Consider the following 23994-nt stretch of genomic DNA (forward strand, 5'->3'; position numbering starts at 1 on the left):
GGCCGGGAACCGGTGCCGAACGGCACCCTGGGGCCTACGAGTGGGGGAGGCACGTGCACCGACGGCGCGAGTGGCGTCAACCGGCTCCACCTGGGCACCACCGGCAACCTGCGAGAATGTGGAAACAAGAGGCTCGACGACGAGCTGCGGGCACCTGTGCCGCGTGACAGCGGAGAACGCTTCGCTCCCACCGGCCCCCGCCGGCGGCTGCAGCGTCGGGAACCGCTCTCGGACATGCGCCAAAGGCAGAGTACGAGTTTGCCGGCGACGACGTCAACGTCGAACGCGGCCTACCCCGCTCCGACCAGCGGTTGCCAGCCGGCGCGGGGTGATGATCTTGCAGCTGCGCACGTTTGCCTGGAGGCCACGGTGGCCGTCGACGAGCTGTTCGACGAGCTGCTCGGCGCGCCACCGCGGCAAGAGCCGAGGATCGTGCCATCAGCCGGCTTGAACTGCCAGATCGGCCAGCGCCGGAGTTCCCGCGCCAGACGGCGGCGGCCACAACAAAAATGAATCAGGCCTCCGATTCCTCCGGCCTATAAGACATTTAAATGCCCACCCGTCGAATGCCGGCCACCACTTCCCGAATCCGGGATTAGACTGCTCACGTGCGAATCTACCTTGGCTCCGATCACGCCGGACTCGAACTGAAGAACCACTTTGTCAAGCGGCTCACCGAACTCGGCCACGAGGTGATCGACGTCGGCCCCGCCGTTTACGACGCGAACGACGACTACCCGCCGTTCTGCGTCGAGGCGGCGCGGCGCGTCGTCGCCGACGACGGCAGTCTCGGTCTCGTCATCGGCGGTTCCGGGAACGGAGAACAGATCGCCGCGAACAAGGTGCCCGGCGCCCGCGCCGCGCTGACCTGGAACGTGGACACGGCCAGGCTGGCCCGTCAGCACAACAACGCGCAGCTGGCCGGCATCGGCGCCCGGATGCACACGGTCGAGGAGGCCGAGCGCATTGCGGACGCGTTCCTCACCACCGAGTTCGAGGGCGGCCGCCACCAACGCCGGCTCGACCTGCTGTCGGACTACGAGCGCACCGGTGAGCCGCCCGCGCTGCCAGGAGAGTAGCCGGCAGACGTGAGTGGCTGCGCCGGCGGGAAACCGGCGCAGCCACTCACGAATGGCGGTGAGGCAGCCCTAGTGCGGGTCCTGGGCCGGCCGGCCGAGCCCGAGCTGTCGTTCGATCTCTTCCCACCGGCCGGCGTCGTCGGAGACCACACGGCCGCTGTCGCGAGCGGCCCACGCCGTCGTGACGACGGACTGCAGCAGTGTGCCGGTGTCGCCGTCGCTCGGCACGCGGGGTACGGCGTCCGGCGCGAGTTCGACGAGGTGCTCGGGCGAAGTGAGGGGCAGCGGCAGCGCAGGCGCGAGAAGTCCGCTCAGGCCGGCGGCCACGTACGTCGGACGCGCAGGCCGCTCGGCGAACGCCAGGTCCCGGAGCCGGGAGGCCCCGCTCAGGACGAAGAGCGAGTCGAGGCCGGCCGAGTTGGCGCCCTCGATGTCGGTGCCCAGCAGGTCCCCGCACACCAACGTGTCCGGCTGCTCGGTGCCGAGCCGGGTGCGGGCCAGGTCGAACAAGGCGGGCTGCGGCTTGCCGACGACGTGCGGCGAGGCGCTGGTCGCGGTCTGCACCAGCGCGACCAACGCACCGTTGCCTGGCGCGCGCCCGTAGGGCGTGGGCAGCGTGAGGTCGACGTTCGTGGCCACCCAGGTGGCTCCGGCTTCGGCGAGGTAGCCGACCGCCGCGAGCTCGCGCCAGGTGATGTCGAACCCCAATCCCTGAACGACCGCCTCGACCGGTGTGCCGTCCAGCTCCGCGACGCGGACCGGGGTCAACCCGGCCTCGGCGAGGGCGTGAGCGACACCCGGCCCTCCGACCGCGCACACGGGCGCTCCCGGAACCAGCCGTTCCGCCAGGTGCGCCGCGGCCGCCTGGGAACTGGTGACCACCGACCAGCGCCGCTGCGCGACGCCCAGTCTCCGCAGGTGGTCGCCCACGTCCTCGGGAGGGCGGGAGGCGTTGTTGGTCGCGAAGACGACCGGCACGTCGGCCGCCGTCACCCGGTTCAGGGTCTCCACCGCACCGGGAAGGGCGTGGGGGCCGCGGTAGACCACGCCGTCGAGATCACAGATCAGTCCCCGGTAGCGCGTGATGAGCGGCTCGGTCCGGACGGACGTCGTGGTGATCTCACTCATCACTCAGCCATTCCCTGCTCACTCGAAATCGATTCCGAGATGCTCGCGCCACCTCGCCTGCCGGCGTTCGGACCTGACGATCCGCACCGTGTCCGGCTTCGAGCACATCACGATGGACTGGGTGGTCGTGCGGCCCGCGTGGTTCTGGACACCGCGCAGCAGCTCGTTGCCGGTCACCCCGGTGGCGCAGAACAACACGCTCTCTCCGCGCACCAGGTCCTCGGTGTGGAGGACTTCGCCTAAGTCTTGGGACTTCTCGGGGTCGCCGGGCCGTAGCCGGACCTGCAACGCCCCACCCAGGCAGGACAGGCCGGCCGCGGCGATGACCCCTTCCGCCGCTCCCCCGGTGCCCAGCAGGAGGTCCACCGGGCTTTCGGGACGCGCCACGGCGATCGCACCCGCGACGTCGCCGCCCTCGAGCAAGTGGACCCGTGCGCCCGCATCGCGGATTTCGTGCACGAGCTCCCGGTGCCGGGGCCGGTTGAGCACGGCGACGACGACATCCGACACCCGGACGTCCTTGACCTTGGCGACCGCTCGCAGGTTCTCCGCCACCGGGCGGGTGACGTCGACCACGTCGACGCATTCGGGGCCGACGGCCAGCTTCTCCATGGACCGGACCGGCGACGGGTCGTACATCGCGCCGCGTTCGGCGACCGCGATCGCCGCGAGCGCGTAGGGCACGTCGCCGGCCTTCGAAAGGGTGCCGTGGCCCGCGCTGAGCCCGACGTCGCAGACCGGCCCGTCGCCGTCGCCGACGTCCGCGCCCTTGAACAAGACGGGCGTATCCCGCTTCTCACCCTCACCGATCACCACGACGCCGCGCATCGACACCGACATGATGAGCTGGTGCATCGCATCGACGGCGGCGGCCTTGCCGCTGTTCTCGTCGCCGTGTCCGACCCACTTGCCGGCGGCGATAGCGGCGGCCTCGGTGACCCGCACGAGTTCGAGCGCAAGGGTGTGATCGAGCCCGCACGAACCGTCGTTGCGGCCGGAAACCCCGCGGGTGCCCCATTCCTGAGCTGTCATCGACTTCAATCCCCTCGAACGAGTGCTGGCACAAGACCGGGTGCAGGACCGGCGACGAGAGCGGCCGTGAACGCCGAGCCGAGAGCGACCGGACCGGCAACCCAAGTCGCCGATCCGGTCGCCCTCGTCATCGAGACACCGGCCGCCGGCACCGCGGCCGGACCTCCGGCTCGAACGCTCAGCGGGCGGCCGCGTTCGCGACGGCTCGATCGGAGAGCACCTTCTGGGCCGCGGCGCGCTTGCCCTCGTCGCCGCGCCAGGTCTCCAGTGCCGGCCCGACCAGTGCCCGGCCGAACGAGTAGGTGAGCTCCCAGGGAAGCGGGTCGAGCTTCTGCATCGCCCCGAGGTGCTGCGTCGCCACTTCCGGCTTTTGCCCACCGGAAAGGAAAGCGATACCCGGCACGGACGCCGGCACAGTCGCCCGCAGAGCGTCCACTGTGGCCCGGGCGACGTCCTCCACCGTGGGCCGTTCGGTGCTGCCGGAGCCCGCGACCACCATGTTGGGCTTGAGGACGATGCCGTCGAGCTGCACGCGCATCAGGTCGAGCTCCTCGAAAACGACTTCCAGCACGGAAGTCGTCACCTGCTGGCATTGCGCCAGCGAGTGAGTGCCGTCCATCAGCACCTCGGGCTCCACAATGGGCACGAGGCCACCTTCCTGGCAGAGGCCGGCGTAGCGCGCCAACGCGTGCGCGTTCGCGTGCACCGCCCGGGCCGACGGCATGTTGTCACCGATCGTGATCACCGCGCGCCACTTGGCGAACGTCGCGCCGAGGCGCACGTAGTCCGCGACTCGTTCGCGCAGCCCATCGAGCCCCTCGGTGATCTTTTCGTCGGAGGCTCCCGCCAGCGGCTTCGCTCCGGTGTCGACCTTGATCCCGGCGAGAATCCCGAGATCGTCCAGGAATTCCGGGAACGTGCGGCCGTTGGTCACCTTCTGGTGGAACGTCTCGTCCGCGAGGATGACGCCGCTGATCGACTCCGCGAGCCGAGGCGTCGTGACGATCAACTCACGGTAGATCCGGCGGTTTTCCTCGGTTGGCTCGACCCCCACCTTCTCCAGCCGGGAAGACATCGTTCCGATGCTCTCGTCGGCAGCGAGGATGCCGCGCCTGTTGGACACGAGTGTACGCGCAATCTTATTCAGAGCTGACATCTAACCTTAATCCTCCTGCGCTCGACACCGGACGGTGTGGCCTGGTCGCGACTGGTTCGGCAATCAGGTCGTCGATCAAAGAGACCTCGACCGTCATGCGATGTTTTTTGTGGTGGTTTTCGCCTCCACGAGCCGGGTGCTCTTGATTTTCCGCCCGGGCACGACAACCGGCATCGGACTACCTTTCGACGCGGCGATCTCCACCAGCTCTCGCGCGTACTCCGGGAGGTCCCGGCGCTCGCTCCACGCCGCGTAAATGGGTTTTGCCGGCATCTCCTGGTCGACGGCAACCAGATGCAGCCGGCCTTCCGCGAGTTCGGACCGCACGGTGGAGAGGTTCAGCACCGTCACCCGCTTGCTCGTCGCGACTGCTTGCTTGATCGCCGCGCTGGACGGGAATTCGACATAGCTTCGCGGAGCGCGGGCAGTGCCCAGCAACTCATCCGTGAACTCCCGGAGCCCCGAGCCGCGCTCGCGCAGGACGAGTTGCGCGGATGCCAGCTCGTGCACCGTGACGGCACTGGGCCGCCTGGCCCACGGGTGCTTCGAGCCGACCACCACGGCCAGCCTGTCATCGCAGATGTAGCGGGTGACCATGTCGTCGCCGAATTGCTTCTGCACTTGGCTTCCGGCCTGGCACCAGCCATCGATGAACGCGAGATCGACGTGGCTCGCGCGGATCAGCTGGCGGAGCGTGTCGACGCTGCCGGTCTGCACCTCCACCCGGGCCTCGCCGAACGAGAACCCCGACCGGTTCAGCCATTCGGGGATCAAGTGCTCGGAGATGGCCGGGCTGCCCGCGACCCGTAGCCGTTTCGCATCAGCGGACTGGGAGCCGGAGCCGAACTCCAGCAACTCGCGCGCGGCCTGCATGACGTTGCGGGCGTACTTCGCCAGCATTTCTCCTTCCTCGGTGAGCTTCGAACCGGTAGGAGAGCGCTCCAGCAGCCGGAGACCCAGGCGACGTTCCATCGCGCTGATCCGGATACTGGCGGCCGGCTGCGACAGGCTGTGCGCTTGAGCCGCCTTTCCCACGCTGCCGTAGCTTTCGACCGACAGCAGCAAATCGAGGTCGGCGAGCTGAGGCATCTTTGACGGAAGAACCACGATTTCACCTCTCGCTCAGACTGGGCCCTACTGTGATCTGCGGTCGAAATGCTCGGTTTACGAAGGGTGCCGGATGGCAGCTGTCGACCACACCGGCGACTCGCGGTGTGTTATGAGACTGCCCGGAGGCTGTGTGCTTGGTCAATCCGTTGGGCACGAACGCGCGCCGTGCGCGCATGAACGGCGGCCACAGCGCCACCTGCGGGCGATCTCCGAAATCGGACGGCGGTACTGAATGACAACCGCCTCGAGTTCACGAGCCCGATCTGCTCTCGACCGGCGGCCAAGACGCCCTTCGTGACACCACGGGCACCGTTCGTCCTCCATTCACCGCCGCTCGTTATCCGCACGTTGCCGCACTTCCCGGGCATCGGTGATAGTTTGCGACCGAGCGGCGAATTTCCCGGCGACCTGGCCGCCGCTCGTTTTCGAAAATGCGTATTCACGTCACCGTGCTGCCCATTTTGTGGCGCGGCAGGTGACCGATACCCCCTGCCGGCGCAAGGCTCCGGGATGCATGGGGCACCGGGGCTTTGCGCCATCCACCCGAGTTTCCGGTCAGCGCGTTCGGTGCGCCGCGTCGCACGCGCGCGCTGCCCGTATGGTGACGAGCTCGGATCGCTGCTCCCTGACCACCTTCAGCACGCTTTCGGCGAGCTGCCCGGCCTCGAGCAGGTCGTCCGTGCCCGCCAGCACGCAGTGCTCGACGTCGGTGAACCGGGGAAAGAGCGCGCGAGCGAACGCCACCGCGAACTCGGTCTGGGCGGCTCCCGCCATGCTCTCCAACGCCCGCAAGTAGCGGTCCGCATAAGGTGTGAGCACCGCCTCCTGCCCCGGTTGCCGCAGCCCGGCCATGATGGCTTTCCGTTCCGCGAGCGAGAAGCCGTCGCTGAACAACCGCGTCCACGCTTCTTCTTTGGCCGCACGGGTGGGGCGTGCGGCCGCTACCATCAAGGCGTTCCGGCGGCCGCTGTCGCCCGGGTCTGCTTCCACCGCGACGTTTAGAAGTCCGTCGATGTCGCCACCAGTGGTCGCGAGGCGGAGCAAGGCCCGCCACCGCAGATCTCGATCCGCGTCCAGTTCTGCCCAGGGGGACCGCCCGCACACTATTTCGCTCAGCAGATCGTGATCGCCGGCCTGGACCACCCCGACGAGGGCGCGGGCGAGGACCAGCCGGCGATCGCTGCCCGCGGCGGCGCCGGCCAACTGCTCACGCACTCGGCGCGCCATGACCTTGAGCTGCCGGCAACTGCTGACCGGGTCACCGTAGACCCGCTCCGCCTGCACCGCCCGCTCCAAGAGCACTTCCACGACGCCGGCCTCGCTCTCCTGCGTTCCGTGCGTGAGCACGGCCGAGGCGTAGCTGCGCGCAGGCAAGCGCGCGTCGAGCACGTCGTCCCACAACGCTCCCCAGACGACGGCTCGCGCCCGTGGGTCGTCCAGTGTGGACAGACTACGCAAGGCAGTCCGACGGGACCGTGGGTCCAGCCTGACCTTGACGTGGCTCGCGGCATCGTCGTTGGGCACCAGCAGGTCCGGCCGCGGGCTGCCGAGCCCGGCGAGTTCACCCTCGCATCTGCGGGGGCTGAGCGACACGAGCGCGCGTTGCCGCAGCACCAGCTTGCCGTCGTGGTCGTCGAACGCGGCAAGCCGAAGATCCAGGTGGCGCGGCGGAACACCCGGATCGCGCCGCTGCACCAGCCGATCACCACCCGCGTGGCGGACCACCTCGACCGTGTTGACCCCAGGACGCAGCAGCCATTCGGCCACCCACCGGTCCACGTCTTCGTTCGAGGCCTGCCGCAGCGCCGCCACGAAATCGTCGAGCCCGGCGTTTCCCCACGCGTGCGCCCGCAGAAATCTCCGGACACCGGCCACAAAGGACTCCCAACCCACGCGTTCGGCGAGGTCGTGGAGCACCGCCGCGCCTCTCAGGTAGACGATCGGGCCGAGGTTCGACCTCGCGGCGTCGGTGTCGGCGGTCGGCACCCGGATCGGGTGGCTGGTGGGCAACTGGTCGGCGTGCCGAGCGATCGGCAGGGCGTGGTGGGCGAAGGCGGTCCAGCCTTCCCCGTACGGCGTCGCTTCGGCCTGCGCGACGACCGCCATCATCGTCGCGAAGGACTCGTTCAGCCACACGTCGTCCCACCAGCGCATCGTCACGTAGTCGCCGAACCACATGTGCGCCATCTCGTGCAGCAGGATCTCCGCGCGTCTTCGCCGCGCTTCCTCAGTGGCCCGATGCCCGAACAAGAGCCGTTCGTTGAGCGTCACACAGCCGGGGTGTTCCATCCCGCCGAACGCGTACTCGGGCGCGAAGACGTGGTCGTACTTGGTGAACGGGTACGGCAGGTCGAACAGCCGGCGGTAGAAGTCGAGGCCGCGGCTGATCACGTCGAAGATTTCGGGTGCGTCGCCGACGAGTTGCGCGAAGAGCGAGCCCCGCGCGTACAGCGTCATCGGCACTGCGCGGTGGCTGGAACGCAGCAGGCGGAACGGGCCGGCGGCGAAGGCCACCAAGTACGGCGGCAGCGGAGGCGTGCGGCCGAAGCGCCACGTCGAACGTTCGTCGCCGGCCGGCGCCAGTGGCTCCTCGTGGTCGGTGTTGGCGACCACGACCCAGGCGGCGTCGACGGTGACGGTCAGGTCCACCGTTGCCTTCAGGTCGGGCTGGTCGAAACAGGCAAACACCGTGTGCGCCGCGAAGGGTTCGAATTTGGTGTGCACGTAGACCTGACCGTCACGCGGGTCGCGGAACCGGTGCAGCCCCTCACCGGTCCGCGAATACGAAGCGGAACCGGCCACGCGAACCGTGTTCCCGCCAGGTCGCACGTCGAGCCGGACGCGCGTCCCGTCGTGCGCGTCCGGCCCCAGCTCACGCCCGTTGCACTCGACCGACTCGACCGTCCCCGCGAAGTCCAGGAACACGGCCGCAGCCCCGGAACAAGCTTGGAAGCACACCACCGTGGTCGTCGCGAACTGCTGTTCGCCCACGGTCAAGTCGAGTTCCACCGCGTACTGGACTTCGGAGATCTCGGCCGAACGCGCTGCCGCCTCACCCTCCGTCAGCTTGCTCCCGGAGGCCACACGGCCTTCGAATGGCATCCGTCAGAGCCGGCGCGCCGACGCGCGCGGGCGGCGGTAGACCAGCTTCTCCCGCAGCAGTTCGCCGTCTGCCGCGACCTCCTCCTCATTGGCGCGAACGAGGGCCTCTTGCACCAAGTGGTGGTCGGGCGAGTGCATGCACACCGGGTCGGTGCGCGCCGCATCGCCGGTCAACGCGAACGCCTGGCACCGGCAGCCGCCGAAATCGATCTCCTTGCGCGGGCAGCTGTGGCACGGATCGGGCATCCACTCCGTGCCCCGGAACGCCTGGAAGGCCTCGGAATTCGACCAGATCCACGCGAGGTCGTGGTCGCGAACCGACGAGAAGTTCATCGTCGTGACCTCCGCGGCCACCGGGCACGGGTACACGGTGCCGTCGGGCGCGACGGTCAGCGCGTTCTGCGCCCAGCCGCCCATGCACGGCTTCGGGTAGGGCTCGTAGTAGTCCGGCAGGATCCAGAGGATTTCCATGTGGTCCCCCAGCTCGGCCTTCCGGCGTTCGTAAACGGCCACCGCCTCGTCCAGCTGGGCCTTGCTCGGCATCAGCAGATCGCGGTTGCGCAGAGCCCAGCCGTAGTACTGGCTGTTGGCGAGCTCCAGCCGCTCGGCGCCCCATGACTCACAGACGTCGATGATCGCGTCCAGGCGAGACAGGTTCAGCCGGTGCAGCACCACGTTCATGTTCAGCGGCAGTCCGGCGTCGCGGATGATGCGCGCGGCGGCCTCTTTTTTGTCGAACCGCCTGCTCGCCGCGACCAGGTTCGTCGACTCGGCGGCGTCGCCCTGAATGCTCAGCTGGGCGCTGTTGAGCCCCGCCGAAACCAGGGATTTCGCCCGGCTCTCCGTGAGCCCGAGGCCGCTGGTGATCAGGTTCGTGTACAGGCCGAGGCCACGGCATTCGGCGACCAGCGTCTCCAGATCACCGCGGACGAGGGGTTCACCGCCGGAAAAGTGCACCTGCACGACACCGAGCCCGGCTGCCTCGCGGATCACCCGCAACCAGTCTTCGGTGGCGAGCTCGTCCTCCCGGTCCAGCAGTGTCAACGGGTTCGAGCAGTAGATGCAGTGCAACGGGCATTGGTGCGTGACTTCGGCCAGCAGGCCGTACGGCTGCGGCATCCCGGTCATGTGACCACCACCCAACCCCGTCCGCACGCATCCTCGAGGAACTTCATCACGTCGTTCGCGAGATCGGCCGCTTCGAAGTCCTTCTCGAGCTGGTCGACCACATCTCGGACCGTCCGGCTGCCGTCGCACAGCCCCAAGATCGCTGCCCCGGACGTGTTCAGGAGCACGACCCGCTCGGGCAACAGCAGCAGCTCCACGTTCCGAACGTTGTCGTGCTTGAGCATCGCCTTGGTCGCCAGCCGCGGAATGGCTGTCAAGTCGGTTTCGTCCATCACGAACTCTTGCTGTACGCGAGTTCTACGGCATCCAGCAGGCTCCAGAGGACGTCGCACTTGAACTCCAGCGCTCGTGCGCACGCGTCCTGCTGCTCCCTGGTCTTCGCGTGGTTGATCACCAGGTCGAGCAGGTGCGCGATGTCCTTGGGCTGCTGGGTGAGCCGCGCCCGGAAGTACTCCAAGCCTTCCGGGGCGATCCACGGGTAGTGGTGCTGGACGTCGGTGATCCGCCTGCTGAGCAGATCCGGTGCGAACAGCTCGGTCAGCGCCGACGCCACGGCCTCAAGCCACGGCTTCTGGCGGCAGAAATCCACGTAGGCGTCGACGGCGAAGCGCACGCCGGGCAGTACCGTGTCGATGTCGAACAGCTCTTCCCGGCTCAAGCCGACAGCTGCGCCGAGGCGGATCCACTTTTCGAGGCCGCCTTCGTCTCCCGTGCGCCCGTCGTGATCGATGATGCGCTGAATCCACTGGCGCCGATCCTCCCGGCCGGGGAGCTTGGTCAGGATGAACGCGTCCTTCTTCGGCAGGTTCATCTGGTAGTAGAAGCGATTCCGCACCCATCCGCGGAACTCCGCTTCGGACAGCTCACCCGCGTGCATCCGCTCGTTGAACGGGTGCAGATGGTGGTACCGCTTTTCTCCGATGGACCGCAGGTGCGCCTCGAACTCCTCAGCAGACCACGCGTTCATACTTCCACCTCCAAGCCGGCTCGACCGATTTCGATGCCCAAGTCCGTCACCCAGCGCCGCTCCTTGGACTCTTCGTCGAGAATCGGGTTCGTGTTGTTGATGTGGGTGTAGATCTTTCGCTTCGCGGGCAGCGCAGCCAGCGCCCGGGCCGAGCCGTCCTCGCCGCTGACGGGCATGTGGCCCATGGAGCGTCCGGTCCGGCTTCCCGCGCCCCGGCGCGACATTTCGTCGTCGGTCCAGAACGTGCCGTCCACGAAGACGCAATCAGCCGACGCCACCTGCTCGGCGAACTTCTCGTCCCACCGGGGCAGCGTCGGCGCGTACACCGCGATCCCGCCGGTCACCTTGTCTTCGAGGCGGTAGCCCACCTCCCACTCCGACGACGGGCCGCGAAGCCGCGATTGCCCGACGTAGCGAGGGGCCTTGGCTCCGGTCATGAACGCGGTCACGCGCAACCGATCGTCCAGATCCAGCGGCTTGCCGATTTCGACCAAGGACCAGGAGAAGTCCGCGTAGTCGCTCAGCAACTCCCGGACCGGGAACCACAGGGTCAGCGCCTCCAGCACGGGATACGTCCCGTACACCGTCAGCGAGGACTCCTCACGCAGCATCAGCAAGCCGATCGTGTGATCGAACTCCGCGTCCGTCAACAACACACCGGCAACCGGTGTCTTCCTGATTTCCGGACCCGGGTGCAACGCGGGATCCGCCGCTATCTGGTGATGGACGTCCGGGGTTGCGTTGAGCAGGAACCACTGCTCGCCGTCTCCGGACACCGCGATCGCCGCGTGGGTCGTCGCGGCTTCAGGCTTGGCGCGGGCCTTGCGGCACCCGGCGCAAGCGCAATTCCACTGCGGATAACCTCCGCCTGCCGCGGCTCCGAGGCAATGAATGAACACAGCGCGAAAACAATCCGTCAGCGCCGGCTCAGGTGGCCGGTGACTTCAGGGCACGCCTCGAGCAGCGCAAAATCAGGCGTTTCCCACCTCATGGCGTCCTCCCTCAAATCCGACCAGGCACCGTTGCCCGCCGAGCATTAATCCAGGGCGGCTATCGGGTATAGTCGCGCTGAACTCGGCGTGTCTTTTCACAGCTTCTTCGCCGCCGCCTGGGCTGGCAACCGATCGCGAACGACCGGCACCGAATCATTCACCAACGGCGGGCGTGCTGTCACGAACGGAGTGCGGCGGTGCCGGCTGCCCGAATACGCCGAGCACGTTGCCCATAATGCCCTTTGACCAGCGGTTTTCCGGCAAAGACGGCGGGCGGTCGCGCGGCCCGAAGTCGAGGAACGAGGCCGGGTGGCGGCAGCGGCCGGCGTCGAGCCCTCCGGGCCACACCGTACGAACGGCGACGCGGCCCGGCCGCGCCGACCAGCATTGCGCGCTGACAACCGGTGAACTCAACCGGGGTGGTTATTTGTTGTGCGCATCGGGGGATTGTGTTTTTGCATGTGGTCGGGTGTTGCTGGGTTTTGGCTGAGTAGGGAATTGTTGTGGGGGTTGGTGGCCCGGTTTCGTGTTCTGGGTGGCGGGTGTCGCTGCCGGCGGGACCGGGGTGTGGTCGACGGGTGCGGTGCACTGTCGTGACCAGTAGAGGAGTGTCTTGTGAAGTTGCAGGTGGCGTTGGATGTGCTGGATCTTCCGGCGGCGTTGACGTTGGCGAATCAGGTGGCTGAGCATGTGGACATCTTGGAGCTGGGGACGCCGTTGGTGAAGTCGGCGGGGATCAGTGCGGTGTCGGCGATCAAGGCGGCGCACCCGGACAAGCTGGTGTTCGTGGACCTCAAGACTGCTGACGCGGGTGAGCTGGAGGCGGCGTTGGCGTTTGAGGCGGGGGCGGATCTGGTCACGGTGATGGGTGCGGCTGATGATGACACTGTGCTGGGCGCGGTCGCGGCGGGGCGTAAGTACGGCAAGCAGGTTGTCGCGGACATGATCACCGTGGTGGACGGGCGGGTTGCCCGGATTCGTGAGGTGGCGAAGCTGGGGGTGTCGTTCGTGGAGATTCACGCCGGTCTGGACGAGCAGGCCCGTCCGGGTTACTCGATCAACCAGTTGCTGGAGGACGGTCGTGAGGCCGGGGTGCCGTTCTCGATCGCCGGTGGGGTCAAGATCGACACCATCGCTTCGGTGCGCGACGCGGGCGCGACCGTGGCCGTGGCCGGTGGCGCGATCTACAACGCCGGCGACCCCGGCGCCGCCGCCAGGGAACTCAAAAAACGCGCCACCGCCTGACAAAACCAGCCCGCTGTGTGCCGAACACAAGCCGGCACGCAGCGAGGCAGTCAGCCGTGTCGGGAGACTTGACGAGAGAAGGGAGTCGGCGTGAAGGGCCAAGAGTCAGGTGCTCGATCCGATCGGACACCAGCTGCAACCGATACTTACTGTGCCTTGCTGCTGCAGGCCGCGGGAGTGCTGCGGTTGCGCTACGTCCAATGTAGCCAAGACACCAGCCTGTCGCCGACCGCGGCGAACGAGCTGGCAGACGTCTTCGAGGGCGTCGCCAAGGGGTCTCCCGACTTCGACCAGGTCGATCCGAAAGAGGCGATCGCCTTGGCGCACCGCCTGATCGACGACGACCATCCTGAGCTGTCAGGAATGTGGCCCAGGACCCGGTAAGCGGTCGGCGGGTCCACCGGGCACGTGCCGGCGGGTGGACCGCGGCCGAGATTTCGGGTTGACGCGGTGGCTGTCTTCCTCCGGGGATTTCGCCCGGCGACGTGGCCGAGACGGCCGATCACCACCGCGGCGGCGACGGCGCCGCCGGCCATCTCGCCCGAACGCGGCCCGCTCGGTCGCAGGTGGTCGTCACGTCCGCAGTTCGAGGAAGTTCCCGACGCCGGCCACGGCCGTGTCCGCCGCTTCGACGTGGCGCCGGGAACCGGACTCGGCGCGGAAAGCGGGTGGTGCCCTCCCGCCTCCCGCTTCCACCGCGGCCGGCCGATCCGGGTTCGCCGCCCAGCCTGACCGCACTCGAGGATCATTCGCAGCTCAACGAGGAGTACACGATGACCACTGCCGAAGCCGAAGCCGAACTCAAAGCCCCCACCCAATCCGTCCCCGTGGGCGACCCCGCCATGATCGGCGTGCCGACCTTCATCGTCGGCGCGACCGCGCTCGGCCTAGTGCTGACCGGATACGTCCCGGCGTCCGCCGTCGGTGCCTCGATCGCCGTCATCCTGCCCGCGACCGGTCTGGGCCAGCTCGTCGCCGCGCTGTGGGCAGCATCGCTGGGCCAGAACGCCGTCGCCTCCGTGTTCGGCATCTTCGCCGGGTTCTGGCTCAGCTACTCGGCACTCGTGCTCGGCCTGACCCACAACTGGTTCGGCATCACCCCGGACGCGGCGGTCGCCACCCAGGGCGTGTTCCTGATCGCCTGGCTGATCACGATCGTCCTGCTGACACTGGGCACCCTGCGGCTGCCGGCCGCGTTCACGGTGCTGTTCGTGCTGATCGACCTCGCGCTCGCGCTCGTGCTGTACGGCACGGTGGGCGACGCCCCGGGCGCCTCCACCGCCGGCGGCTACGTCACGTTCGCGTTCACCTTGGTCGGGGTGTACCTGTACCTCGGCGCGATGTCCGGCGCGACGGGCGGCAAGGGGTTGCCGCTGGGCCGCCCGGTGCTGAACTGAGGTGACCGCCGGGTGGTCGCTGCGGCTTCGCCGCCCACCCGGTTGCAGAGCCTGAGCGGACCCCGCCCCCGAACACAGCTCCGGGGGCGGGGTCTTCGTCATCCGCGGGGTCCGGACCGCCCTTCCCCGCGTAGACGGATGGTCGGGTGTCAGGCCTTTCGCTTGTCGAACGCGTCCAGGGCGGCGCCCGCGGTGTCGAAGTAGCTGTCCACGCCGATCGTTCGGGTCAGCCCGTACCGGTCCAGTTGCGCGCGGACCTCGGGCAGGACGCCGGAGAGCACGAGGCGGATGTGGCGCGCGCCCAGGCGTTTGGCGACCGTGGCGAGGACGCCTGCCGAGGTGTAGTCCACGTCGCCGACGGCAGCGCAGTCGAGGCAGAACCAGGCCACGGTGCGGTCGCCGGGGAGCAGGGTGGTCACGTCGGTGCTCAACCGCATGGCGTTGGCGAAATACAGGCTGCTCCCGAAGCGGTAGACGATCATGCCTTCGGTCGTGCGGCGGCCGGGGGTGACCGGCTCGGGTTGCCAGTGGCCTGCCGGTGACTTGACCAGAACACCGCTGTGCGGGCGGTAGCTGTGCCGCAGGTGATCGACGACGGACACGATGATGGCCAGCACGACGCCCTGCTCGACGCCGGTGAAAACCACGGCGGCCGCGGTCAGCAACGCCACCACGAATTCCGCGCGCCGGACCCGGAAGATCCGGCGCATCCCGGCGAGGTCGATCAGGTCGACGCCGATCAGGAACACCACAGTGGCCAGCGCCGCCAGTGGTAGCACACCCAGCGGACCGGTCAGGAAAACCAGCACCACCACGGCGATCACCCCGGCGGCCAGGGGAGCGAGCTGGCTGCGGCCGCCCGCGCCGGCCACGATCTGCGTCTTGGTGGGGCTGCCGTTGACCACGAAGGTGCCGGTGAACGCCGCGGCCACGTTCGCGGTGCCGAGGCCGACCAGGTCGGCGTCCTCGTCGACGGTTTCCTCGTAGCGGGCGGCGTAGGCGCGTGAGGTCGCGGAACTCTGGGCGAGGATCACCACGAACATGGACACCGCGGTGCCGAGCAACGTGGATATGTCGTGCGGGTCGAAGCTGGGCAGCGCGACGTGGGGGATGCCCTGGGGAACCGCGCCCAGCACGGCAACCCCGTGGGCGGACAGGTCGACGAGCTCGCTGACCACGATCGCGCCGATGACGGCGATCAACCCGCCCGGCACTTTCTTCGCCACGAGCCGGGTGCCGACGACCACGACGACCACCGCCGCGGACACCAACGCGGTCGCCGCGTTGGTGTGGCCGAGCGCGCGAACGAGGTTGATCAGCTTGGGCACGGTCTCGCTGCCTGCTGCGGGCACGCCGAGCATGTCGGGCAACTGGCCCACCGCGACCTGGATGCCGACGCCCGTGAGAAAGCCGACCAGGACCGTCCGGGACAGGAAGTTGGCCAGGAAGCCGAGCCGGATCAGCCGGGCCAGCAGCAGCATCGCGCCGACCAGCAACGCGGCCGTGCCGGCAAGCCGGACGTAGGCGGCCGAGGCGGGAACGGCCAGGCCGGCCAGACCGGCCGCGAGGATCGCCGCGGTCGCCGAGTCCGCGCCGACCACGAGGTGCCGCGACGCCCCGAACAACGCGAAGAGCACCACCGGCGCGAGCATCGTGTACAGGCCGGTGACCGGCGGCATCCCGGCGATCTTGGCGTAACCGAGCACTTCGGGGACGGCCAGCGCGGCCAGCGTGAGGCCGGCCAGTGCGTCCGAACCCAGGGCACGCCGCCGGATCGGCAGGATCCCCGACAGCAGCGGGACCCGTCGGGCGCGTCTCGGCGCCGGCGCGTCCTGAGGGCCCATCTCAGCGATTGTGGCAGTGAGCCGACCTGAACGCAGCTTCCCGCCGCGAGTTCGGACCTGCCGACACCCGCGATTGGTCGAGGGTGAACGGGTCTACGTGGATCATGGGGATGGACTCGCGGTCGGCCACGCCCGTTGATGATTCGGGACGTCTACTTGGGGCGGGGTCAGCCGTCGCGCGCGAGCGCTGACGCGCTGCGTTCGCCGCCTCACGGGGAAACTGCCGATAAGCCGGCAACCGACTGACTACGGCCGCAACCGTGAACCGGACCCCGGACAGCAAGAAACCCGCCGTCTCCGGCGGGTTTCTTGGTATTGCTGTCTCAACCAGACGTGCGCCCGAAGGGATTCGAACCCCTGACCTTCTGATCCGTAGTTCTAACGCTGACCTGGGGATACACGGATCGCCTGGTCGCGGTGGGCAACAGTTGCGCCAAAGTGGGCGTGTCCGGCATCGGTGGGCAGCAGTTCGTGGACCAGAGTGTGGACCAAGATCACTACCGCGTCGGCCGACAGTCTCGTTCGTACTTTGGCGAGATCAACTGTCGATCCGTTCGGGTGCCGCCCGACAACCAAGTTGTGGGCGCGGAGGTCGAGACTCAAGCCGGGGGTAGCACTGCGTTGATGAGCGACTCCGCCGTTTCTCTGAGTCGCTTCGGATCCTGGTACACGCGTTCCATCACGACGATGCCTCGGGTCATGGTTACCAGCACTCGCGCCGCGTCGGCCGGGGGCATGGCCAGTCGCGGCCGGACCTCATCGGCGGAGAGCCGATCTTGGACAAGGCGCTCCAGTTCGTCGAGCAGGTTGCGCAACGCCGCGCGGATTCGTTCCCCGTCCGCCCTGGTGTCGATCGCCGTCTTGGTCGTCAAGCACCCGCGAGCGGGCTCACCGGTGGTCATGGACGTGATGAGGAAGTCGAAGAGCTCGCGCAGGGCGCGGTCGACGCTCGGATGGGCAAGCACGCGGGTCGCATCGGCCAGAAAGTCCCGGGAATACTCCTCGAAAACCTGCAGGAACAGGGTTTCCTTGTCCTGGTACGCGTTGTAGAGCGAGCCGCGCAGGACACCGGAGGCGTTAGCGATGTCCTGCACCGACGTCGCACCGTAACCCTTGAACCAGAAAATGTCCCTGGCCAGGTCCAGGGTGCGCCGCTCGTCGAACTGCCGCCTGCCAACCATCGGACGATTATACGAATCTTTGACAGTCCTGCCAAACAATGCGACTCTGTCAAAGATGACAGTGGCGCCAAACATGGAGTTGCGACGCCAGACCACTATCTGCACGTGTGCCCGAAGGAGTCACCCTATGAGCACTAACCGTCTTGACCTGCAGGGGCGCCGTACGCTGATCACCGGAGCCGGCAGCGGCATCGGTCGTGCCCTTGCGCTGGAGCTGGCCTCACGTGGCGGCGTGCTGGCGCTGGCCGGGCGCCGCCTCGAGCCGTTGGCCGAAACGGCCGCCCTGGTCGCCGAGCGCGTTGGTGCCGCTCACACCATCACCGCCGACCTCACCGCCGACGGGGAACCCGAACGCGTGGTCTCGGACGCGGTCAGCGCACTTGGCGGCCTCGACATCTTGATCAACAATGCGGGAAACGTGCGTGCGGCCGCACTCGAGGACATCGACATCGCGGACATCCGCGCCATGATCGACCTCAATCTGCTCGCCCCCATCCTCGCGACCCGGGCAGCGCTACCGCATCTGCGGGCAGCAGGCGCCGAGCACGGACACGCGGCCCTGGTCGGCATCTCCTCCGCCGCCGGCCTGGTCGGTACGCCGTTCTACGCTCCCTACGCCGCCACCAAGGCCGGTCTCGTTCGCTTTGACGAAGCGGTCCGCCGCGAGCTGCACGGCAGCGGCATCCACGTCGCCACGGTCTACCCCGGCCCGGTCGACACACCCATGATGGCGACCTCTCAAGCGGGGGCCGACCTCGGATACGGTCTGCGGCCTGTCAACGAAGTGGCCGTGGAGATCGTGGCCGGACTCGAAGAACGCCAGATCGACATCAACACCCAGCTTCCCGAACGGCGCGCGATGCAGGAGCTCAACGCACGGGACCCGCTCGCCGTCGACGCTGCCCTCGCACCCAAGCTCGACGAACTCCGAGCCGCCGTCAGCAGCCACCGCAGTATCTGACCGCACGATGACACTGTGCGACCTGCTCGTCAGTGCAGCAAACTTACCAAGAGTCGAGTTGCGGCCCGCGCTTTTGTAACGGAACGGTCGAGTCTCGGACCATTGTCGCGCCCCGGCACGAGCGCGAGGAAGATTGGTAACGACGAGCACCACCTTGCAAAAGCGCTGGTCAACACCATCTCCGGTGTCCACCGCTGATCAGACTGACCCAGCTGTTGTCTCCACTGCCTCGCGTGGATGGTGCAGACGCCATTTCGCGGTCATCATGACCGTCATTGATCAACTTTGGGGCTGCGGAACCACTGCTCCGGCTGCGCGCGCACCACGGACACTCGATGCCGATATCGGCCCAGTTCAAAGGCGCGATCCGCGCGCGCTTCGACCACCACACCGGGCTCGACCGGCCAGTGCGGAAGTCGTCGGCACCGGGAAGGCCGGGCGAGAACCCCGGAGACCCGCTGGGGCCCGCCCTCGACGGGCCGAAGCCGACCGGCCAGCGACCCGAGCGCTGTCCGCGACAGCGGCACCGACAGGCCCACCGCCCGGACGCGCTCGCGCCGGTCGGTCTGGCCGAGCACCAGCGCCGTGGGTCGGGTGGTGCTGCCGGTCACGCCGAGCAGGAGCGCGTCGACGTCGTCGAAGTGGCGGACCTTGACCCACCCGGCGCGACCACCGCGCAGCGGGTACTGGCTGGCCAGCGGCTTCGCCACAGCCCCCTCGATACCGACGGCCGCCTGCTCGGCACTGATCCACGCCGCGCGGGGCTGGGTTGCCCGGCGCGCGAACACACAATTTCCGCTGCTAGCGGGGTTGTGGTCATGGAAGCTGGGGCGAAGAATCTTGGTCATGGCGGGGCTGCCGGGCGATCCCGGGGTGTGATTCGCCGGCCATAAGCGCAATTGGGCCAGCAACGGCGTCAAGATCGGAAAGGCGCCGCCCTCAGGTTTAAAGCCTGTGTGGGCTAAGTCCTTTTGGCGGTCCTGACGGAAGGTGACCGGCGGCGTTGCGCAGTGTGCGCCGAGGGTTGTGGTGGGGAGGGCCGGACGGAAGGAGTCTGCCCATGCGGATCGTCGTGGACCTGAATCGGTGCCAGGGATACGCACAGTGCGTGTTTCTGGCCCACGAGGTCTTCCGGTTGACTGGTGATGAGGCGCTGACCTACGAGCCGAACCCCGACGACGCGCGGCGTCTGCAGGTGCGGCGAGCCGCGGCGGCTTGCCCGGTGCAAGCGATCGTGCTCGACCGTCTGGATGGTGCGGAGCGGGGTGTGGCGCCATGACCATGACGGCAACGGTCGCGGAGTTGGTGCGCGACTTCAAGGCCCACGGCCGGATCGTCGTCGTCGGCGCTTCCCTGACGGGACTGCGGGCGGCCGAAGCCTTGCGTGAGGAGGGTTTCGCCGGTCCGCTGACCATCATCGGGGACGAGGCTCTTGAGCCCTACGACCGTCCCCCGCTGTCCAAGCAGGTGCTCAAAGGGTGGGTGCCGGCCGACCACACCCAACTGCCTCGCTTGCGAGAACTGGATGCCGAGTGGCGGCTCGGGGTGGCGGCCACCGGGTTGGACCGGGTCCGCAGGCAGGTGCGCTTGGCCGATGGCGAGCAGGTCCCGTTCGACCGGTTGCTGATCGCCACGGGCACCCGCGCGCGGCAGTGGCCCAACCCGACCGAGGCCGCCCTGGGCGGCGTGTTCACGCTGCGCTCGCGTGACGACGCGGCGCGGCTGCAGCAGGCGCTGGCCGCGCGACCGTCGCGGGTCCTGGTCATCGGCGGCGGGTTCATCGGCTCGGAAGTGGCCTCCGTGTGCCGGGAACTCGACATCCCGGTGACCGTGGCCGAGCGGGGCCCGGCGCCGCTGGTCGGCGCGCTCGGCGGGGTGATCGGCGAGATCGCCGCGCAGATGCAGCGCGACCATGGCGTGGACCTGCGATGCGGGGTGGGCGTGTCGTCGCTGGAGGGCGACGCGAGCGGATATGTGCGACGTGCTCGGCTCTCGGACGAGACCACGATCGACGCCGACGTGGTGCTGGCCGCGCTCGGCTCGATCCGCAACGTGGAATGGCTGGAGGGCTCCGGTCTGGCGGCCGGTTTCTGGGGCGTCGGCTGCGACGCCGGCGGTCGCGCTTTCGACATCAACGGCGTGGCGACCGACACCGTCTACGTGGCGGGTGACGTGGCACGCGCGCCACATGTGCTGTATGAGTACCAGTTTCTCGCGATGGAGCACTGGGACAATGCCGTCCTCGGCGCCGAGGTCGTGGCCCACAACATGGTGAACCTCGAGCCGCACTACTACCCGCATCTGTTGCTGCCCGGTTTCTGGTCCGGTCAGTTCGGCGTCAACATCAAGACGGTCGGCGTGCCGCCCTTCGGTGACGAGATCGTCTTCACGCAGGGGTCGGTCAAGCAGCGCCGCTTCGCCGCCGCCTACGGCCGCCGGGGCCGTATCGTCGCCGCGGTCAGCTTCGATCATGGCAAGTGGCTGGAGCACTACGGCCGGCTGATCGAGCAATCGGCCGGGTTCCCGCCTCCGCCGCCGGGCTGGGACCGGCCCGAGGACATGAAGCCGATGCCGGCCGAGTTCCCGGAACCTGGTGTTCCGACCGCCGTCCCCGACGTTGTCTTGACCGGCCACGACCCGAGCGAACGCGGGGCCGCGTTCCGACCTCGCGCTCGTTGACACACTCTAGCGGGTCGAGCGCGTAACCGGACACCACATCTGGAAGGAGGGGGACGCCATGGTCGAAGAAACCCCCTGGCAGCAGGTCCTCCGGTACGAAAACCGCGCGAATCCGTACCCCTTCTACGAACAGCTGCGCAAGACTCCGGTGGCGCGGCAGCCGGACGGCACCTACGTCGTTAGCACCTACCAGGAGATTGTCGAGCTACTCCACGACAACCGGGTCAGCTCTGATGTGACGAAGCGCCCCGGGGCGGTCCCGGTCGCGGCCGAGGCGGAGTCGGATTCCTCGCCGATCACACAGGTGATCATCGAGCCGAACATCATTACCCAAGACCCGCCCGAGCACGATCGAGATCGCCGCATGATGACGCGGCACTTCGCCGGCCCGCCCCATTCGCCCCACCTGATCTCCGATCGGGAGCCGGAGATCAGGCGCATCGTCGCCGACCTGCTGGACAAGATGAAGGGCAAGACCCGGATCGACGTCGTCGACGAGTTCGCCTTCCCCCTTCCGGTGACGGTGATCTGCGAGGTCTTGGGCGTGCCCCTGGAAGACATCCCGCGCTTCCACGCCTGGATCGAGGCGGCCCTGGACGCCTTGGATTTCGGTCCCGAGGCGGCTTCCGAGGAGCAACAGCGCCTGGCGGAGGCCGGTACCCAGAATGTGAACGAGTTGAGAGAGTTCATCGCCAGGCTGCTCGACCGGTACGCCCAGCAGCCCGGCCCGGGCATGCTCTCGGCGATGGTGCAAGAGGACGGCCAGGAGGGGCACATGTCGCAGGGCGTGCTCGTCAGCAACGCCGTGCTCCTGCTCTTCGCCGGGCATGAAACCACGGTCAACCTGATCGCCCACAGCGTGCTCACGCTGCTACGACACCCCAACGTGCTCGAGAAGCTGCGCCGCCAGCCCGAGCTGATCGTGCCGGGAATCGAGGAGCTGCTGCGCTTCGAGTCCTCGGTCCAGTTCTGGCACACTCGCTCCGCCCTCGAGGACATCGACATCGCGGGCACCACCATCCCGCAAGGCGCACCGATCTTCCTCGTGTACGGCTCGGCGAACCGCGACCCGCACCGGTTCGCCAACCCCGACGAGCTCGACCTCGAACGCCCCGACAACCAGCACCTCGGCTACAGCCAGGGCATCCACTTCTGCTTCGGTGCTCCGCTCGCCCGGCTCGAGGTCCAGGCCGCGGTCAGCGAGTTCGTCCGCCGCGTGCAGAACCCGCGGCTGGTCGTCGACCCGCCCCCCTACCGCCACAACCAGATTTTCCGCGGTCCACGCCACGTCCTGGTCGACATCGACGGGATCCGCGACTGACCCAGCGTGCACAAAAGGATTCGCTATGCGGGCTTTTCAACTCGTCGAATGGCAGAAACCGCCCCAGCTGCGCGAGGTGCTGGTGCCCGAGCCCGGGCCGGGACAGGTTCTGGTGAAGATTGGGGGCGCCGGTGCCTGCCACTCCGATCTGCACATCATGCAGGCACCCGTACCCCCGCCCGGAAACGGCATGAGGCTGCCCTTCACCCTCGGCCACGAGAACGCGGGGTGGGTGGAGAAGCTGGGACCAGGTGTCACCGGGTTCGCGCCGGATGACCCCGTCATCGTCTACGGTCCCTGGGGCTGCGGGCTGTGCGCCAACTGCCGGCGGGGCCGGGAGAACTACTGCCAGAAGACCGGCGGCCGGGGTGGGGGCCTGGGAGGCCACGACGGCGGAATGGCTGAATACCTGCTGGTCCCGGCGTCGCGATTCCTGATTCCGCTGGGCACCCTCGATCCCCGGGAGGCCGCCCCGCTGACCGACGCGGGCCTGACCAGCTACCACGCCGTCAAGCGGTCACTGCACCTGCTCGGGCCGGGCTCGGCCGCCGTGGTGATCGGGGCGGGCGGCCTGGGCCAGATGGCCATCCAGATTCTGCGCGCACTCAGCGCGGCCACCACCATCGTCGCCGTGGACACCGCCACCGACAAGCTGGACACCGCCAAGCGCCTGGGCGCCGACGAGGCGCTGCTATCCGGCGACCAGGCGGTCACCCGCGTCAAGGACATGACGCACCAGCAAGGCGCGCAGCTCGTGCTGGACATGGTCGGCCTCGACCCGACCCTGCGGATGGCCGCTCAGATGGCCCGGGCACTCGGCCACCTGACCATCGTCGGTCTCGGCGGCGGAGCCCTGCCTGTCAACTTCTCCAGCCCGCCGCACGAGTGTTCGGTCGCCGCGCCCTACTGGGGCTCTCTCCCCGAACTCATCGACGTGATCGCCCTCGCCCGACAACGAAAGGTCAGGATGCTGGTCGAGCATTTCCCCTTGGCCCGCGTCGCCGAGGCCTACCAGCTCCTGCAAGACGGCAAAATCCAAGGACGCGCAGTCATCACCCCCCAGATGTGAGCGACGCTCAACGCGACCCGGGCTGGCCTCCCGACCGGTGCCAGGAAGGGGCACGTTCCCTGGGCGGTGTGTTCTCCGGCCTATTCTTGCACCGGGTGAGTGGGGAGGTGCTGATCGGCGATCGCCTCGGCAGCTTGGGCCCGAACGCCGGCCGTGTTCTGTCGGAAGGCCTCTGCGTTGAACGAGTTCCTGCGTCCGCTCCGGACTGCTTCCCCACCGCTCGACGAAGCTGCGGGTCGAGACGGACCCGCTCGCGCACGGTGACGGCCCTTCGTCAGAGCAGAGCTCCGGGCCCCGCGGCTGCGGATGCCGTCCCGTGTGCCCTGCGAGGACAGGTGGCCCGGTCCGTGCGCATAGTAGTCCTGCCTGCCGCCTACTACGGCGGCCTTAAGTGCGCTGGCCGCGTTCGAGGTAATGGCCAGTGACCGCTGGATCGGCGTGGGCACCGAGCTGATGTGCCGGTCCCGCCGCCATAGCGCGCCAAGGGCGGCGCCCGACGAGTGGACACCACCGCCGGCCACCTGAAGGACTGAAAGTTCAGCTCAGAGCGGTAGAGAACCGAGGTACCGCCGCCTCTGCCGGCGGCAGCATTGCACGCCCGCC

Annotated in this window: 21 protein-coding genes; 9 read left to right on the forward strand and 12 right to left on the reverse strand. The window is 68.2% G+C overall.

Annotated elements, in window-relative coordinates:
• Nucleotides 1–608: 608 nt before the first annotated feature.
• Complete coding sequence (locus tag I6J71_RS42770) at nucleotides 609–1079, forward strand: ribose-5-phosphate isomerase (RefSeq protein WP_204092050.1); 471 nt, start codon at nucleotides 609–611, stop codon at nucleotides 1077–1079.
• Nucleotides 1080–1148: 69 nt separating this feature from the next.
• Here I6J71_RS42770 and I6J71_RS42775 read toward each other — a convergent pair whose 3' ends face one another.
• The 9 genes from I6J71_RS42775 to pqqB form a co-directional block, all read right to left on the reverse strand.
• On the reverse strand, nucleotides 1149–2207 hold the full coding sequence (locus I6J71_RS42775) for an HAD-IIA family hydrolase (protein ID WP_204092051.1): 1059 nt from the start codon (nucleotides 2205–2207) through the stop codon (nucleotides 1149–1151).
• Nucleotides 2208–2225: 18 nt separating this feature from the next.
• Complete coding sequence (locus I6J71_RS42780; protein WP_204092052.1) at nucleotides 2226–3239, reverse strand: fructose-bisphosphatase class II family protein; 1014 nt, start codon at nucleotides 3237–3239, stop codon at nucleotides 2226–2228.
• A 178-nt stretch (nucleotides 3240–3417) separates the two neighbouring features.
• Nucleotides 3418–4395, reverse strand: coding sequence for a class I fructose-bisphosphate aldolase (locus I6J71_RS42785; RefSeq protein WP_204092053.1), 978 nt, complete (start codon nucleotides 4393–4395; stop codon nucleotides 3418–3420).
• Nucleotides 4396–4488: 93 nt separating this feature from the next.
• A complete protein-coding gene (locus tag I6J71_RS42790; protein ID WP_239154232.1) occupies nucleotides 4489–5502 on the reverse strand; it encodes a LysR substrate-binding domain-containing protein in 1014 nt (337 codons plus the stop codon).
• 558 nt (nucleotides 5503–6060) lie between these two features.
• On the reverse strand, nucleotides 6061–8607 hold the full coding sequence (gene pepN, locus I6J71_RS42795) for an aminopeptidase N (protein WP_204092054.1): 2547 nt from the start codon (nucleotides 8605–8607) through the stop codon (nucleotides 6061–6063).
• Between the two features lie 3 nt (nucleotides 8608–8610).
• Nucleotides 8611–9726, reverse strand: coding sequence for a pyrroloquinoline quinone biosynthesis protein PqqE (gene pqqE / locus I6J71_RS42800; protein ID WP_204097532.1), 1116 nt, complete (start codon nucleotides 9724–9726; stop codon nucleotides 8611–8613).
• 5 nt (nucleotides 9727–9731) lie between these two features.
• Entirely contained in the window at nucleotides 9732–10007 is a 276-nt protein-coding gene (gene pqqD, locus I6J71_RS42805; protein WP_204092055.1) for a pyrroloquinoline quinone biosynthesis peptide chaperone PqqD, read from the reverse strand.
• Complete coding sequence (pqqC, locus tag I6J71_RS42810) at nucleotides 10007–10702, reverse strand: pyrroloquinoline-quinone synthase PqqC (RefSeq protein WP_204092056.1); 696 nt, start codon at nucleotides 10700–10702, stop codon at nucleotides 10007–10009. The genes pqqD and pqqC overlap by 1 nt, the downstream gene beginning before the upstream one ends.
• The gene (pqqB, locus tag I6J71_RS42815; RefSeq protein ID WP_204092057.1) at nucleotides 10699–11601 is read right to left on the reverse strand and encodes a pyrroloquinoline quinone biosynthesis protein PqqB; all 903 of its coding nucleotides are present in this window, start codon (nucleotides 11599–11601) and stop codon (nucleotides 10699–10701) included. Before pqqB ends, pqqC begins: the two co-directional genes overlap by 4 nt.
• A gap of 708 nt (nucleotides 11602–12309) precedes the next feature.
• Between pqqB and hxlA the strand changes: the two genes are divergently transcribed.
• The 3 genes from hxlA (at nucleotide 12310) to I6J71_RS42830 (ending at nucleotide 14336) form a co-directional block, all read left to right on the forward strand.
• The gene (hxlA, locus tag I6J71_RS42820) at nucleotides 12310–12939 is read left to right on the forward strand and encodes a 3-hexulose-6-phosphate synthase (protein ID WP_204092058.1); all 630 of its coding nucleotides are present in this window, start codon (nucleotides 12310–12312) and stop codon (nucleotides 12937–12939) included.
• A gap of 156 nt (nucleotides 12940–13095) precedes the next feature.
• Nucleotides 13096–13323 (forward strand): hypothetical protein, encoded by a 228-nt coding sequence (locus I6J71_RS42825; protein WP_239154233.1) that lies wholly within the window; start codon nucleotides 13096–13098, stop codon nucleotides 13321–13323.
• A gap of 389 nt (nucleotides 13324–13712) precedes the next feature.
• Nucleotides 13713–14336, forward strand: a complete 624-nt coding sequence (locus tag I6J71_RS42830) for a GPR1/FUN34/YaaH family transporter (RefSeq protein ID WP_204092060.1) — start codon at nucleotides 13713–13715, stop codon at nucleotides 14334–14336.
• Nucleotides 14337–14485: 149 nt separating this feature from the next.
• Here I6J71_RS42830 and I6J71_RS42835 read toward each other — a convergent pair whose 3' ends face one another.
• On the reverse strand, nucleotides 14486–16180 hold the full coding sequence (locus tag I6J71_RS42835) for a SulP family inorganic anion transporter (RefSeq protein ID WP_204092061.1): 1695 nt from the start codon (nucleotides 16178–16180) through the stop codon (nucleotides 14486–14488).
• Nucleotides 16181–16779: 599 nt separating this feature from the next.
• Entirely contained in the window at nucleotides 16780–17361 is a 582-nt protein-coding gene (locus I6J71_RS42840; protein WP_204092062.1) for a TetR/AcrR family transcriptional regulator, read from the reverse strand.
• Nucleotides 17362–17488: 127 nt separating this feature from the next.
• Here I6J71_RS42840 and I6J71_RS42845 point away from each other — a divergent pair, with 127 nt between their 5' ends.
• Nucleotides 17489–18322 (forward strand): SDR family oxidoreductase, encoded by an 834-nt coding sequence (locus I6J71_RS42845; RefSeq protein ID WP_204092063.1) that lies wholly within the window; start codon nucleotides 17489–17491, stop codon nucleotides 18320–18322.
• Between the two features lie 272 nt (nucleotides 18323–18594).
• On the opposite strand, the gene I6J71_RS42850 is transcribed toward I6J71_RS42845, so the two are convergent.
• Entirely contained in the window at nucleotides 18595–19242 is a 648-nt protein-coding gene (locus I6J71_RS42850; RefSeq protein WP_204092064.1) for a hypothetical protein, read from the reverse strand.
• Nucleotides 19243–19382: 140 nt separating this feature from the next.
• On the opposite strand from I6J71_RS42850, the gene I6J71_RS42855 reads away from it, so the two are divergent.
• The 4 genes from I6J71_RS42855 to I6J71_RS42870 are packed head-to-tail and all read left to right on the forward strand — an operon-like array spanning nucleotide 19383 to nucleotide 23391.
• The gene (locus tag I6J71_RS42855; RefSeq protein ID WP_204092065.1) at nucleotides 19383–19601 is read left to right on the forward strand and encodes a ferredoxin; all 219 of its coding nucleotides are present in this window, start codon (nucleotides 19383–19385) and stop codon (nucleotides 19599–19601) included.
• A 26-nt stretch (nucleotides 19602–19627) separates the two neighbouring features.
• Nucleotides 19628–21001, forward strand: a complete 1374-nt coding sequence (locus I6J71_RS42860) for an NAD(P)/FAD-dependent oxidoreductase (protein ID WP_239155579.1) — start codon at nucleotides 19628–19630, stop codon at nucleotides 20999–21001.
• A gap of 58 nt (nucleotides 21002–21059) precedes the next feature.
• Entirely contained in the window at nucleotides 21060–22322 is a 1263-nt protein-coding gene (locus I6J71_RS42865; RefSeq protein WP_204092066.1) for a cytochrome P450, read from the forward strand.
• Nucleotides 22323–22347: 25 nt separating this feature from the next.
• Nucleotides 22348–23391, forward strand: a complete 1044-nt coding sequence (locus tag I6J71_RS42870) for an NAD(P)-dependent alcohol dehydrogenase (protein ID WP_204092067.1) — start codon at nucleotides 22348–22350, stop codon at nucleotides 23389–23391.
• Nucleotides 23392–23994: the final 603 nt, after the last annotated feature.

The organism is Amycolatopsis sp. FDAARGOS 1241, assembly GCF_016889705.1.
Classification (GTDB): domain Bacteria; phylum Actinomycetota; class Actinomycetes; order Mycobacteriales; family Pseudonocardiaceae; genus Amycolatopsis.

Coding starts and splice junctions, on each gene's coding strand:
- I6J71_RS42830 (WP_204092060.1), top strand. CDS start 13,713: ATGACCACTGCCGAAGCCGAAGCCGAACTCAAAGCCCCCACCCAATCC.
- pqqD (WP_204092055.1), bottom strand. CDS start 10,007: ATGGACGAAACCGACTTGACAGCCATTCCGCGGCTGGCGACCAAGGCG.
- I6J71_RS42840 (WP_204092062.1), bottom strand. CDS start 17,361: ATGGTTGGCAGGCGGCAGTTCGACGAGCGGCGCACCCTGGACCTGGCC.
- I6J71_RS42855 (WP_204092065.1), top strand. CDS start 19,383: ATGCGGATCGTCGTGGACCTGAATCGGTGCCAGGGATACGCACAGTGC.
- pepN (WP_204092054.1), bottom strand. CDS start 8,607: ATGCCATTCGAAGGCCGTGTGGCCTCCGGGAGCAAGCTGACGGAGGGT.
- I6J71_RS42775 (WP_204092051.1), bottom strand. CDS start 2,207: ATGAGTGAGATCACCACGACGTCCGTCCGGACCGAGCCGCTCATCACG.
- pqqC (WP_204092056.1), bottom strand. CDS start 10,702: ATGAACGCGTGGTCTGCTGAGGAGTTCGAGGCGCACCTGCGGTCCATC.
- pqqE (WP_204097532.1), bottom strand. CDS start 9,726: ATGCCGCAGCCGTACGGCCTGCTGGCCGAAGTCACGCACCAATGCCCG.
- I6J71_RS42870 (WP_204092067.1), top strand. CDS start 22,348: ATGCGGGCTTTTCAACTCGTCGAATGGCAGAAACCGCCCCAGCTGCGC.
- I6J71_RS42780 (WP_204092052.1), bottom strand. CDS start 3,239: ATGACAGCTCAGGAATGGGGCACCCGCGGGGTTTCCGGCCGCAACGAC.
- I6J71_RS42835 (WP_204092061.1), bottom strand. CDS start 16,180: ATGGGCCCTCAGGACGCGCCGGCGCCGAGACGCGCCCGACGGGTCCCG.
- I6J71_RS42865 (WP_204092066.1), top strand. CDS start 21,060: ATGGTCGAAGAAACCCCCTGGCAGCAGGTCCTCCGGTACGAAAACCGC.
- I6J71_RS42845 (WP_204092063.1), top strand. CDS start 17,489: ATGAGCACTAACCGTCTTGACCTGCAGGGGCGCCGTACGCTGATCACC.
- I6J71_RS42785 (WP_204092053.1), bottom strand. CDS start 4,395: ATGTCAGCTCTGAATAAGATTGCGCGTACACTCGTGTCCAACAGGCGC.